General features: G+C 49.0%; 13 protein-coding genes, 2 tRNA genes and 1 other annotated feature. Of the genes, 10 read left to right on the top strand and 5 right to left on the bottom strand.

All coding sequences use genetic code 11. The features are described 5' to 3' along the window. Nucleotides 1–83: 83 nt before the first annotated feature. Nucleotides 84–209, top strand: a complete 126-nt coding sequence (locus tag ABEW73_RS16305; protein ID WP_430169721.1) for a hypothetical protein — start codon at nt 84–86, stop codon at nt 207–209. Nucleotides 210–303: 94 nt separating this feature from the next. Here ABEW73_RS16305 and ABEW73_RS16310 read toward each other — a convergent pair whose 3' ends face one another. After that, the gene (locus tag ABEW73_RS16310) at nt 304–600 is read right to left on the bottom strand and encodes a DUF4870 domain-containing protein (RefSeq protein WP_213648004.1); all 297 of its coding nucleotides are present in this window, start codon (nt 598–600) and stop codon (nt 304–306) included. A 159-nt stretch (nt 601–759) separates the two neighbouring features. On the opposite strand from ABEW73_RS16310, the gene ABEW73_RS16315 reads away from it, so the two are divergent. The 7 genes from ABEW73_RS16315 (at nt 760) to ABEW73_RS16345 (ending at nt 7,838) form a co-directional block, all read left to right on the top strand. Beyond that, nucleotides 760–833: transfer RNA gene (locus ABEW73_RS16315), tRNA-Arg, on the top strand. Between the two features lie 460 nt (nt 834–1,293). Beyond that, nucleotides 1,294–1,734, top strand: a complete 441-nt coding sequence (locus tag ABEW73_RS16320; RefSeq protein WP_430169720.1) for a hypothetical protein — start codon at nt 1,294–1,296, stop codon at nt 1,732–1,734. 295 nt (nt 1,735–2,029) lie between these two features. Then, a complete protein-coding gene (gene gap, locus ABEW73_RS16325; RefSeq protein WP_430169719.1) occupies nt 2,030–3,073 on the top strand; it encodes a type I glyceraldehyde-3-phosphate dehydrogenase in 1,044 nt (347 codons plus the stop codon). After that, nucleotides 3,049–3,228, top strand: a complete 180-nt coding sequence (locus ABEW73_RS16330; protein WP_430169717.1) for a GapA-binding peptide SR1P — start codon at nt 3,049–3,051, stop codon at nt 3,226–3,228. Before gap ends, ABEW73_RS16330 begins: the two co-directional genes overlap by 25 nt. Next, nucleotides 3,225–5,897, top strand: coding sequence for a pyruvate, phosphate dikinase (gene ppdK / locus ABEW73_RS16335; RefSeq protein ID WP_430169716.1), 2,673 nt, complete (start codon nt 3,225–3,227; stop codon nt 5,895–5,897). Before ABEW73_RS16330 ends, ppdK begins: the two co-directional genes overlap by 4 nt. Before the next feature lie 506 nt (nt 5,898–6,403). Next, on the top strand, nt 6,404–7,018 hold the full coding sequence (locus ABEW73_RS16340) for a helix-turn-helix transcriptional regulator (protein ID WP_430169714.1): 615 nt from the start codon (nt 6,404–6,406) through the stop codon (nt 7,016–7,018). 19 nt (nt 7,019–7,037) lie between these two features. Next, nucleotides 7,038–7,838, top strand: a complete 801-nt coding sequence (locus ABEW73_RS16345; protein WP_430169712.1) for a pyruvate, water dikinase regulatory protein — start codon at nt 7,038–7,040, stop codon at nt 7,836–7,838. Nucleotides 7,839–7,861: 23 nt separating this feature from the next. Here the strand turns inward: ABEW73_RS16345 and ABEW73_RS16350 are convergent, their stop codons facing one another. The 3 genes from ABEW73_RS16350 to ABEW73_RS16360 form a co-directional block, all read right to left on the bottom strand. Continuing rightward, entirely contained in the window at nt 7,862–9,724 is a 1,863-nt protein-coding gene (locus tag ABEW73_RS16350; RefSeq protein ID WP_430169711.1) for an arginine--tRNA ligase, read from the bottom strand. 57 nt (nt 9,725–9,781) lie between these two features. Then, nucleotides 9,782–10,004: a binding site (T-box leader), on the bottom strand. 57 nt (nt 10,005–10,061) lie between these two features. Next, on the bottom strand, nt 10,062–10,829 hold the full coding sequence (locus tag ABEW73_RS16355; RefSeq protein ID WP_430169710.1) for a class I SAM-dependent methyltransferase: 768 nt from the start codon (nt 10,827–10,829) through the stop codon (nt 10,062–10,064). A gap of 143 nt (nt 10,830–10,972) precedes the next feature. Continuing rightward, the gene (locus ABEW73_RS16360) at nt 10,973–11,401 is read right to left on the bottom strand and encodes an EamA family transporter (RefSeq protein WP_054401265.1); all 429 of its coding nucleotides are present in this window, start codon (nt 11,399–11,401) and stop codon (nt 10,973–10,975) included. A gap of 134 nt (nt 11,402–11,535) precedes the next feature. On the opposite strand from ABEW73_RS16360, the gene ABEW73_RS16365 reads away from it, so the two are divergent. Further along, a complete protein-coding gene (locus tag ABEW73_RS16365) occupies nt 11,536–11,979 on the top strand; it encodes an acetyltransferase (RefSeq protein ID WP_430169709.1) in 444 nt (147 codons plus the stop codon). A gap of 444 nt (nt 11,980–12,423) precedes the next feature. Beyond that, entirely contained in the window at nt 12,424–12,633 is a 210-nt protein-coding gene (locus ABEW73_RS16370; protein WP_430169707.1) for a hypothetical protein, read from the top strand. A gap of 705 nt (nt 12,634–13,338) precedes the next feature. On the opposite strand, the gene ABEW73_RS16375 is transcribed toward ABEW73_RS16370, so the two are convergent. After that, nucleotides 13,339–13,412 (bottom strand) — tRNA-Arg (locus ABEW73_RS16375). Nucleotides 13,413–13,483 lie beyond the last annotated feature (71 nt).

The raw sequence follows: 13,483 nt of genomic DNA on the forward strand, positions 1-13,483 counted from the left end.
TCTTCGAAGCACTTCGAGAATAGGGGATACCTGACTGCCCTGATTGCAAGTGACCGCAAGGGTCTACCCAGATCACGCTGAAAATGGGCTCCAAGCAAGTGGTCGTTAACGAACATAATGCAGCACTGGATTCGGCGCCACGGATGGTGAAAGGAACCGCGATGGCACCGCCGCGTTTTTACGGCATCCGAGCGCTGGGTGTGAAGTGAAGTGGAACGGCAATGAGAAAATGGTACGGATTACAACAAAATAACACAAGAAGGACCATGCGGTTAAGCGCATGGTCCTTTTAGGATAAGATGTTCAATAAGCATACTCCCTCAGCACTTGAATGCCCATGATCACGTTATAAACAAACGCCCCGAAGTAGAGGATGCCGAACAGGATAAGGTATCCAATGATGGAACCGAAGGAACCTGACGTAACAGCCATGTAAATCAGCGGTATCGCTGCTATGACGGGGAATACGTGCGAGAACAGGGCGCGACGGGCGTGCTTGGCAACATAGGCGTCCGGGGAGAAAATCCATACGAGGAGAGGAAGGAGGAAGGGGGCAAAGAAGATACTGAAATACGATAAAGAGGATAAAAGCTGTCTCATGATATCACGCTCCTGAAGTCATTTTCATGATATACATATTACCCAGTAAGCCCACTCCTGATTCGGCTCTGAACCAATCCGAAAAAAAGTTCTTTGAAAAATACAAAAGATGCGATATAATATACTTCGTTACTGTTTAAAGGATTTCCCTACATATATGTCCCAGTAGCTCAGCTGGATAGAGCAACGGCCTTCTAAGCCGTCGGTCAGGGGTTCGAATCCCTTCTGGGACGTAAAAGAAAGAAGCTGCCAATCCTGGCAGCTTCTTTGCGTATTCCAGAAGGGTGATGAACCCCAAGTGGGGTTCGTCGGAGCGTAAACTTCGTTAGGATTACATCGCAGTCGGCCCGAAGGGCCGTATCCCGACTGGGACAAAACGTCCCGTGAGGGTGATGAACCCCAAGTGGGGTTCGTCGGAGCGTAAACTTCGTTAGGATTACATCGCAGTCGGCCCGAAGGGCCGTACCCCGACTGGGACAAAACGTCCCGTGAGGGTGATGAACCCCAAGTGGGGTTCGTCGGAGCATAAGCTTCGTTAGGATTACATCCCAGTCGAGCTGGGGTTTGCCCCGATCGAACCGTTTGGTAAGCGAATATAGTTTATGTTTTGAGAAGTGTCTGACATCCTAGCGGTTTCGTCTTATAATAGAAGAAAAAAGTATTCTTACGAACCATATTGAGGAGGCATCGAGCATGCAGCTTACTAAAATATCACAAAATACCGCCATTTTATTGGAGCATGCCAGAAAATCGGGGCTGACTTCCTCCGAACTGCTGGAGGCTGTGCGCTCGGGTGAGGTAGAAAGATTCCAAGTCGCGAACAATGGTCATTTTCACTACGAGGAATTGTTTTCTTATGCCGGAGAGCATGGGGAAGATTTGGAGAAGGCCGTTAGCGAGGGATACAAAATTACGTTTAACACCCGCAACGGGTTGAAGATCTGGCTGGAGGAAGCCTTCCGCATCAGCTCGGAATCCGATTTTAGTGTAGGTGAAGGCATTATTGAAGAGCTGAAGCTCCAGGAGGAGCAGGTCGCACGCTTGAAGGAAGCGTTGGCCGTCAATTGGACCCTGCAAGAAGAACCGGCAACAGATGGCGTCCGGGTCAGACTGACCGTCAGAGGTCTGCAATAACATGGGATAGCCACCATCCTTATTCTACAAGAATAAGGATGGTGGCTTTTTACATGAATATATCTCAAGGAAAAATTACGTCATACTTATGAGAGAACCGCTCTCGGCTTAAATGCCGGAAGCGGTTTTTCATTTCTAACGGTATATAGTACGTACTATATAAAGCGACAAACCCTATAAATAACACTAATAAATAAATAATGTCTAAAATATATGTTATTTGTGCGTATTAATTATTGATTTTGGATTATATATGACGTATTATATAAGCGAGAACAGGAGGTGCTTGTGACAAATGTATAAACGACTCGGTATCAGCGGTATGGGAAGAATCGGCAGGTTGGTTATTCGCAGTATGTTTATGAGCGGGGAGGGTCCTTCTATTGGTCTTATAAATTCCACATGTTCACCGGATCAATTGGCACATCTCCTTAAATACGATACGGTTCATGGGCGCTGGGATGAGCAGATTCAGGCAGAAGAGAAAAGCCTCATTATCCGTGGGCACCTTATCCCTGTTGTGAATGAACGAAATCCAGAGTTTTTGCCCTGGGGAGAATATGGAATTGATGTGGTGGTGGATGCGACCGGGAAATTCAAAAGCCGATTAGAGGCTTCTCGTCATCTCAAAGCGGGGGCGAGCAAGGTTGTCGTCACTGCACCGGGCAAAGAACTGGATTGCACGATTGTGATGGGCGTCAATGAGCATATGTATGATCCCAAGCGGCATGACCTTGTATCGACCGCATCTTGTACGACGAACTGTCTGGCTCCCATCCTGCACGTGCTGGATCAGGCTTTCGGTGTTAATTGCGGGTGGATGACGACGGTCCACGCTTATACGAATGACCAAAAGCATCTGGACAACGCCCATTCCGATTGGCGCAGAGCCAGAGCGTGCGGCAGTTCCATCATACCGACCTCAACCGGGGTTGGAAAGGCACTGAAAGAGATCCTTCCGCATTTGGCGGAAAGCGTTCAGGGCATCTCCTTGCGCGTACCTGTACAAAATGTTTCTTTAGTCGACTTAACTGTGCAATTGCGTTCCCAAGCAACTAAAGAGGATGTTAGCCGTGCATTTAAAACCGCGGTTGATCGAGGATTGGAACCGTTTATGGAGTATAACGAAGAACCTTTAGTATCTTCTGATTATATCGGTAACAGCAAATCAGCCATTATCGACGGGTTATCCATTCAAACCATGGGCCAGCAGGTCAAGCTGTTGGCATGGTACGACAATGAGTGGGCATATGCCTGCCGGGTGAGAGATTTCGTAAGGCAGATGTTAGTCCAATCCGAAAAGGAGGAGTTATTATGCGGAGCCAAGTCCATGAATTAATTCATGTGTCAGTACAGCCGAATGACCTCGGAACGATTATATGCCGTCATTGCAACAGCATTATTGATACATTGCCAACGAACGGCGTGAAAATAAAGTATATGGTTTGTGATCGGGAATCGTGCCGCAAACAAGAGGGGAGTGCATCGGTTTGACAGTGCAGAGAGTGAATTTATTCCGGAATGGCGGGAAAGAACATCTTGAACTTCTGGGAGGCAAAGGTGCGCACCTTGCCGAAATGACCAAGACAGGACTTCCTGTTCCTCCAGGATTCACCATCACCACGGATGTTTGCAGGAGCTTTTACAGCACCGGCTGCCAGTTGCCGGCAGGACTGATGGATGAGGCAATGAAGGCGCTAACAGAGTTGGAAAAAGAACAGAGACGGACATTCGGCAGTCCACAGCATCCGCTGCTTGTCTCGGTTAGATCTGGATCTGTAACATCAATGCCGGGAATGATGGATACGGTACTGAATCTGGGGTTGAATGACGAGACCGTGGAAGGATTGGCACAACTGACAAATAACCGGCGGTTTGCCTACGATTGTTATCGGCGTTTTATTCAAATGTACGGATCTGTAGTATGCCATATCGAAAACATTCACTTTGAACGCATATTGCAGAAGGAAAAAAATCAGTCCGCATACGCGGATGACGGGCAATTGTCCGAAGAGTCGCTTGCAGCGATCGTTCAGCATTTCAAACGAATGTTTGAACAGAAAACAGGGAAACCGTTTCCGCAGGATGTGAGGGAGCAGTTGCAAAGAGCTATCGAAGCGGTATTCTTATCCTGGTCGAGTCCCAGAGCGAAAATATACCGGCAGGTCCACCATATTCCGGATCATCAAGGCACGGCGGTGAATGTGCAGGCCATGGTCTTTGGCAATATGGGAGAGACAAGCGGGACCGGCGTATTATTTACCCGTAATCCTTCCACGGGTGAGCGCGTCATGTTTGGCGAGTATTTAATGAATGCGCAGGGAGAGGATGTCGTCGGCGGAACCAGGACGCCGAGTCCGATCGCGGAGTTGGAAAGAGCCATGCCGCATGTCTATGAAGAGCTCTCTTTGAGTGCCATACAGCTTGAACAGCATTATAAGGACATGCAAGATATTGAATTTACGATTGAAAACGGCAAATTATTTCTGCTACAGACCCGCAATGCGAAGCGGAATGCAAAAGCCGCTTTGAAAGTGGCCGCCGATTTCGTAAACGAAGGCTTGATTACCAAGGAAGAAGCCTTGATGCGAATTGATGTGCAGCATCTGAATCATCTCCTGCACCGTTCTCTTCAGGTGGATGACGACCATGTTGTTTTGGCAGCCGGGCTTCCAGCTTCTCCGGGCGCAGCCTGCGGTCAGGTTGTGTTTGAAGCCGATAAAGCTGATGAATGGAAACGTGCCGGAAAACAGGTGATACTGGTACGGATGGAGACGACTCCGGAAGACATTCATGGCGTTATTGCCGCGGAAGGAATACTAACGCTGAGGGGTGGCATGACAAGCCATGCCGCGGTCGTTGCCAGGGGGATGGGCAAACCGTGTATATGTGGCTGTGAGGTTTTGAACCTGGATGAAGAACAGGAGCAGTTAATATCCGGAAATATCGTTATCCAGGAAGGAGATTGGTTGACGATTGACGGCGGCAGCGGAAAGGCTTACCCCGGTAAAATGGAGCTTAAAGAAGCGGATATCTCGCCTGAGCTCCTGCTCATTTTGCAATGGGCAGATGAGATTCGTTCAATGAAGGTCATGGCAAATGCGGATTCTCCTCTTGACGCACGCAAGGCCAGAGAATTCGGAGCAGAAGGCATCGGGCTGTGCCGAACGGAGCATATGTTTCTGTCACCGACGCGAGTCCCCATCGTGCAGCAAATGATTTTGGCCGATAAGGAGACGGACCGGCAGTTAGCGTTAGATCGGCTGCTTCCGATGCAGCGCTGCGATTTCGAAGAGATGTTTGAAGAAATGGATGGCTGTCCGGTCACGATCCGTTTGCTTGATCCGCCACTGCATGAATTTCTCCCCAACGCGGAGGAACTGGCGGAGCGTCAGAATTCGCTGCATTCGGATGAAGCGGCGGACACGGATCGTCAGGAACTTGAACGCATGATACGAAGGGTACGGGAACTGCAAGAGACTAACCCGATGCTGGGTCAGCGGGGATGCAGGCTTGGGATTATGTTCCCTGAAATATATGAAATGCAAATCGAGGCCATATTCAAGGCTGCTCTCTGCTGCATTCGTAAAGGAGTAACCGTGCTGCCTCATGTGATGATTCCACTGGTTGGTCATGTGAATGAACTGCATCTGCTTCGCAAACTCGTCGATGAGGTGGCTGAGCAGGTGCTGGGTGAAGAAAGAAGGAATTGTCCTTACAAGGTAGGGACCATGATCGAGGTGCCGCGTGCCGCGTTAACGGCCGGAGATATTGCGCGCTCTGCTGATTTCTTCTCTTTTGGTACGAATGATTTAACCCAAATGACGTTTGGATATAGCAGAGATGATGCCGAAGGCAAGTTCTTAACGCATTATATCGAGAACAAACTGCTGCCAAACAACCCGTTCCAAGTGTTGGACACCGACGGGGTAGGCAAACTGATCGAAATGGCCGTGATCCAGGGACGTTCTAGAAATCCGATGCTGACAACGAGCATTTGTGGCGAACACGGAGGGGATCTGGAGTCCATTATGTTCTGCCAGCGTATCGGTCTTGATTATCTCAGCTGCTCGCCATATAGACTCCCGGTGACGCGGATTGCGGCGGCACAGGCCCATATCCGTATGCAATGGGAACGCCAGCTTCAGGAGGCCGCTGTCTGAAACAGTTAAACAGCCGGGCGGAATGTACATAGCCCTCTCTTAGAAGGGGGGGGGGGCGTGCATACCGCCCGAAAATGCTATAATCTACTCCATATAATGCGTGTTCAAAAAGGTCGGTTTTCAGCACCGAGGCTTATGCTTCCGATGTGCGTTTTTTTCAAAACGCTTAAGTTGGATATCAGAGCGGAGCGTACGTTTAGGTACGTGAGCACCTGAAATGTTTCCGAAGGAAACATACGTCGTAAGCATAAGCTTTGGCCCGGCCGAATTCAAGATTCGATGCCGCGCCCGCTTCCTGATTCACTTCGTGTTAGATATGGAATTTATAAGTTATCAGAGGAGCTGATGAAATTCTATATCGCAAGAAAACCTACCTATGCATCGCGGTCGCTCATCCTTGTAGTGACCTCGATTAAAGGTTTTCTTATCAAAAGCGGACTTTTTGAACAACCTTATATAGACCGGATGAAGCGGAGGGATGTGCCATCGAACTGACAGCAAGGCAATTGGAGATTATAAATATCGTGAAAAAGCATGCCCCCATAACGGGAGAACAAATAGCCGAGATGCTTAACGTCAGCAGACCGACGATCCGTTCTGACCTGTCCTTGCTCGTTATGTTGGATTATATAGCCGCTAAGCCCAAAGTGGGCTATTTTCTTGGGGAGAAGGAGAAGAAGGGGGCGAATTCTTACATCCTTGGGGACATAAAGGTTGAAGAAGTTCAAGGCATGCCAGTAGTGGTAGACGTAAAAACAACGGTACAAGATGCGGTTGTTACGTTGTTTCTGGAGAACATCGGCAGTTTGATCGTGATCGACGAAGAGGGGAAACTGGCTGGAGTCATATCGCGCAAAGATCTGCTTAAGGTGACGTTGGGGAATCCGAATGCGTCATCCATGCCTGTCAGCATGGTCATGACGAGGCAGCCAAATATCGTGACGATCACGCCGGAGGAATCGGTCTTGGAGGCCGCGCGCAAAATGATCCATCATCAGGTGGACAGCCTTCCGGTCGTCTCGTGTTCTGATATTTCTTCTGATTCGGAATGCCGTATCGTCGGGCGAATCACGAAGACAACGATCATTAAGCTGCTGCTCGATCAAATCGAGCAGGATTAATCAGGGGGACTGTAATCGTATGGGTAAACCGTCATACACGATAACCGTATGTTCAGACTCGGTCGGGGAGACGGCCGAAGCGGTGGTAAAAGCCGCAGTTCGCCAGTTCGAAACCCCGCAAATCAAAATTAAACGTTACATGAATGTGCGTAATGAGGAGGAGCTTCAACTCCTGTTGGAGGAAGCCTCCGAATCAGGAGGCTTTGTTGCGTATACGCTTGTCCAGCCCGAATTAAGAGAAGCAATCAGGGAGCACGCTATACGCTTGCATGTTCGCGCAGTGGACGTGATGGGACCGATGATTCAGGCGTTTATCGATACATTTGCCGACCAGCCGAAGCGAATGCCGGGGCTGCTTCACCGTCTGGACGATGATTATTTTAAGCGGGTGGAGGCAGTGGAGTTTGCCGTGAAATGCGATGACGGAAAGGATTTGAACGCCATCCTGAAGGCGGATATCGTTTTGCTAGGCGTGTCCCGGACCTCTAAAACGCCGTTAAGCATCGTTCTGGCCCATAAAGGGAAGAAGGTGGTCAATTATCCGGTTGTGCCTGAGATTAGTCCGCCTGATCATTTATACAGCATATCACCTCGTAAAATTATCGGGTTGACGATGAATGCAGAGCATCTGTTAAAAATTCGCTCGGAAAGACTAAAAACGATGGGACTTCCGGTACTGGCAAGATATGCTTCTTTGGAACGCATTGTGGAAGAATTGGAACATGCCCGTTCGCTATTCGACCGGTTGGGCTGCCCTGTCATTGATGTCACGGACAAAGCCATTGAAGAAACGGCCGGCATCGTTATGGATTTCTTATAGCGTGATTCATTGATCTCTTTAGTTTACATGCGACTTGGCGTGGGCAGTCCCAGCACTTCCAACGCTTCGCGAAGCGTGTTCTTGAATAAGGAAGTGAGCCATACACGGAACTGGAGCACATCATCCGCTGCCTTCAGAATTGGACATCCCGAGTAAAAATTGTTGAACAAGGAGCACAGCTCATAGGTGAAGTTGCAGATGGCGCTTGGGGATAGATCCCGTCCGGCGGCATATAGGGTATCATGCCAGGTGCTGATATGCCTAAGCAGAGCATGCTCCGCTTTTTCCATGGCAGGGAAATGGGCGGGCACAGACGGCAAAACACCGGCATCTTGAGCTTTATTAAGAACGCTGAGTGCACGCGCGTAGGAATAGAGCAGATATACCCCTGTATTCCCTGATATTTCAGTGGCCTGCTTCAGATCGAACACCACCTCGGTTTGCAGCGCAAAGCGAAGCAGATAGTAACGGATGGAGGCGGCTGCGATCGTATGGCTGGACAAACCGCTTTTATCGGAACGGGTGTCTTCTATGACCTTGGCTACTTGCTCGATAAGTTCGGTAATTTTGATGCCGATTCCCTGACGTCCGGACATCGCATAGGACGCCTTTCCGTCGGAAGTATCGATTCCGAGATCCGCTGCAGCGGAAGGGCTTAGCGAGACTACGCCGTAGCTGACATGACGAAGTTTCTCGGCCTCTTTATGGAATCCCAAGCTTTCCAGCGCCTGCTTTACCATCGCCTGCGGGTACTGCTGTCTGTAATCGATGACGTTGATAACCATGTCTGCTTTGCCGAAAGAGAGCTGCTCGCCATGGGTACTCGTCGTCCAAACCTCATCGGTGAATTTTTTATATACAAAATCGTTGGAGAGCACACCGTATTTCCACAAGTGGTAGGCGATGTCTTTAGCCGTGTAAGTCAGTATGCCATTGGAGCGCACGAGCACTTTATCCATACTGTGGTCGGACTCCGGATCGTCCACGGCTTCCATTCCTGTTTGCTTGAGCACCCAGCAGCCTGCAAGTTTACCCTCAGTTTCCTGATGGAAGAGCGGCGTATTCTTCAACAACTCGAAAGCGGACGCCCAGAACCCCTCTCTGACAATGCTGCTCTCCCATACAAGCAGATCATAGTCAATGCCGAACTGCTTCATTTCTTCAAGATGCTCTTTGACGATTCTTTCCGCAACGAGCAGTCCGATCCAGGATAAATTCTGGTTACCCTCTTCCAGTGCGTGCAGAACCTCGATCCGATGCTGAACCAGCCCAGGCTCCCTTTCGTAGGCCTTATTGGTGCTTGAATACACGTCCCAGCAGTAATCGCCGAATCTGGCATGTTCCTTCGATAGCGGCGTATGGAGCATCCCAACCACCGTATCTGCCAGTTGATTGCCAAGGTCGTCGATATAATTATGAACCTCTACCTCGTAACCAAGCTTCCTCATCAGCCTGACCAGCGTATCCCCGATACAGGAGTTTCTTAGATGGCCGATATGGGCGGATTTGTTCGGATTAATGGAAGTGTGCTCAATGACAATCTTTTCGTTAGTTGCCGGAGGCAATTCAAAATGATGTCCAGCCCAATATGCCCAATCGATACGCAGATTCATAAAGCCTGGGGCAACAATCTCCGTGGAATAGACCAGCTGTTTATACGACGCGTCCTGCTCAAGCTCGGCTTGAATCAGCTCAGCAATGTGCAGCGGAGCCTTACGAAGCAGCTTCGCAAGCTGCATCGCAATGTTGGTGGCATAATCCCCATGCTCCATGCTGGCAGGCTGCTCAATCCGGATTGGAGTGGAATCCGGCAGTTTGGCGCCCAGAGCTTCACACACCTGGTTTACAGCCTGTTGAAGGCTTGAAGTAATCAAATGACTCAACACATTAAATCCCCCTTTTGAAAAAAACACGTCAGAAAAATCAAAAAAGCCCTCATCTCCTAAAGAGACGAGGACTTGTGCTCGCGGTACCACTCTTGTTGTTAAACCGAAGGGTTTAACCACCTTTATACGATAACGGTGTAAGCCGGGGCTTCCTACAGTATTTCACTTCGGAAGACCATCTCATGGGTCCGTTTCACAGCCGACTTTGTACCGGTTTCCACCCTCCCGGCTCGCTTGGACTAAAGTCAAGTGCAGTTACTCTCCCAATCAACGAAAATCACATGTTCAAGTTTTTTTCATATTATTAACCATTCTATTTAGAAAATCAACCCTAAAATTACAAAACCTTCTCTGCAAAGACACGCAGGCGCCTATAATCTCCGTAAAATGCATCCTCATGCCAGAGTGTCGCTTGGGCAGCTCGGCTGATGCGGGCAATTGCTTCGTCCTTCTCTTCAGCCGAAAATCCAGTGAAGAAACGATCGCCAAAATGCAGCAGCCAATATTTCACGCCGTTCTTGCCTTCAGGCAGCTTTGTGGGCCGGTCGAAGTGATGGGCGATATGCACCCGGAACCCTTGGGATTCAAGCAAGGCGGTATACTGGCCAAGACTTGGAAAATACCACGGATTTCGGCTGTCGGCATCAATTCCATAATCATCGGCGAACACCGTTTTCAAGGCTTCGTAAATTCCGTCGATATTTCCCTTGCCTCCAAACTCCGCGACGAATCGACCACCGGGCTTGAGTGCGCCATGGACGGAGCGTACCACACCGGCAGCATCCTTCATCCAGTGCAGGGCGGCATTCGAGAAGACGGCATCATACGGCGTTTCGGTTTCGAAGTTCTCTCCGTCTCCGGTCATAAACGTCAGTTCAGGATATTTGCTTTTGGCGCGCTCCATCATCTCGGCCGAATCATCCATGCCGGTTACATGTGCACCCGAAGCGGATATTTCATAAGCCAAATCACCGGTTCCGCAGCCGAGATCAAGAATCCGTTCTCCGGGTTGAGGCGCAAGAAGCTCTACGACTCCTTTTCCGTAAGCCGAGACAAACGATAACTGTCGATCATAATCGTAAGCTTTCCATACTTGCTCTGACATAACAACACTCCTTCACCCATGAATTATCTTCATTGTGACATGTTTAGCTTATAATTAGAAATATATAAACTCGATAATACTGATAGGTTTTAGCAATAAATGAGCGAACAAAAAGCCGCTGAGCAGCGGTTTTATGTAGAACATTATTTAACGGCAACAAGAAGAGCGCCAACGGCAATGAGTGCAACGCCTGCTGCGTTAATCCAGGATATCTTTTCTCCAAGAAAGACAAAGGCCAGAATGACCGCGATGACAACGCTTAATTTATCGATAGGTCCGACCTGCGATACTTTGCCATATTTGAGTGCGAGAAAATAAAACAGCCAGGATAATGCCCCCGCAATGCCGCTGAGCACAATGAAGCTTAATGCTTTCTTCTGAACCAGAATGTCACCGAGTTCTGAGAATTTGCCCTGGACCCCCACGACCCCCAACAGAAACAGTGCCATGATGACAGAGCGAATGGCCGTTGCTGAATTGGCATCGATATTTTGCAGGCCTATTTTTCCGAAAATGGCGACAAGTGCCGCCGTGACTGCCGACAGCAATGCGTATACAAGCCATAAAGGCAATGCAGATCTCTCCTTCCTGACAAAGATAAAGTCTCTGATTAATGTACCGGATTCCTTTATAATAGTATAGAGCAATTTTACCAATATCATGAATTTCTATGAGATTGAACAATTTGGAAAGGAATGGATGAAAAATGACGTGCTATATAGCGCCTTACGCAGAAGAGTATCATGATCAGTTGGTGGAGCTGTGGCATCGTGCCGTATCCCAAACCCACGATTTCCTGACGGAGGAAGACATCCGTTTTTATTACGGCATGATCCAAAACGGAGCGCTTAGAGCCGTGGAGATCTGGGTGTGCTTGAATACGGAACAGGAACCGATTGGATTTATGGGGCTGGATGGCTCCAAAATCGAAATGCTGTTTGTGGATCCCCTCCATCACGGCCAAGGGACGGGAACGAAGCTGATCCGGCATGCCGAACAGCTGAAGGGGCGGAGGCTGCAAGTCGATGTGAATGAACAGAACCCTAAGGCCCATGCCTTTTACAAAAAATACGGATTCGTGCAAATCGGCCGCTCCGAGCTGGACGGCTCCGGGAAGCCATTCCCGCTTATTCACATGGAGCTGCAGTAAGATGATGGATCAGCGCAGCTGAGCCCATTGATAATCGTAAGCATAACATTCTCAGCAAAAAACTCTGCGAGTAATCTTGCAGAGTTTTTTTCGTGGGAAGCGGGGCGCCTCCAGGTGCCGGCCATGATAACGGCAGATGGTCACTATTTTCGTTGAACGAGCTTTGATAGTCGTAATAGCCTAACTAATCTGATGAAAAAGGGAGGTGCAGCCAATTGGAGGAGTCTAATCTGAGGAGTCAATGAAGTTTTTTCCAAGTAACTTGTCGTTTCTCTATCCTTGGCTCATCTATCAGAAGAGGGTATCGGGCGGGCTGGAGCATCATATGAAGAATCGCTACAGCAGGTGCTGGATCTGATCGAGGACCCGTAATATCTTCTATATAGTGAATCCCGATAGAGTGAACCTCGCCGCTGGTTTGTGACCAAACGGGATTACCATACCGTGTCGGAGGAAATCGGACGCAGTAAAGAGCATGTAGAGCGCCTTACCCAGCTGTGGTCCAAGCATGTCGGCCCGGACGAATTAGTTTACCTATACCCCCGATGGAAGGGAAGTATTTTTGACCGTCGCGACATTGGGCAACCTCTCCGAGCGAGAGCGTTGTCCTTTATTTTCGTGAAGAAATCGGAGCGGGGGAGTGCTTGGCGGTAGTAAAGTATTGTTTGCAGCAGGTGTATAGAGTTGTGTGGTTGCGTTGCCTTAACGGACTCAGAGGCCGTTAATTGAGGAAAAAATACTCGTACAGATATGGTAACGGACCTGAAGTCCGTTATTTATGACAAAAGAGGGTAATTTGCCTGTGAATTAGCTAAATACACGGCTGTGGTGTCCTCTAAATTCTAAATTAGGCCGTTTTTTCTGAAATAACGAACCTACGGTCCGATAGAGTTTGTGTTCTGTGCGCGATGTTGGGAATCTGCTATTGGAAGTCATATCCACATTGTACCTCAGAAGGGATACGGCCTTACAGGCCGACTGCGAAGTAATCCTCCCGAAGATTAGGCTCCGACGAACCCAATTATGGGTTCTCATCCCCATGAACGCAAAAACACCGCCCCGAAGGGCGGTGCCTTTTACGTCCCAGAAGGGATACGGCCTTGCAGGCCGACTGCGAGGTAATCCTTCCGAAGCGTAAGCTCCGACGAACCCATTTTGGGTTCATCACCCTTCTGGAATACGCAAGGAAGCCGCCAACTATAAGTAGTGGCGGCTCCTCAAATTGTGTCCCAGTCGGGGTACGGCCTTACAGGCCGACTGCGAAGTAATCCTACCGAAGCGTAAGCTCCGACGAACCCAATTATGGGTTCTCATCCCCATGAACGCAAAAACACCGCCCCGAAGGGCGGTGCCTTTTTACGTCCCAGAAGGGATTCGAACCCCTGACCGACGGCTTAGAAGGCCGTTGCTCTATCCAGCTGAGCTACTGGGACATAGAAATTTTTCAAGCAAAAAATATATTATCACATACGCTGGAGAAATTCAATCATTATTTTAAGTTGCA

The organism is Paenibacillus lautus (assembly GCF_050482385.1).
GTDB classification, from domain to species: domain Bacteria; phylum Bacillota; class Bacilli; order Paenibacillales; family Paenibacillaceae; genus Paenibacillus_AQ; species Paenibacillus_AQ lautus_B.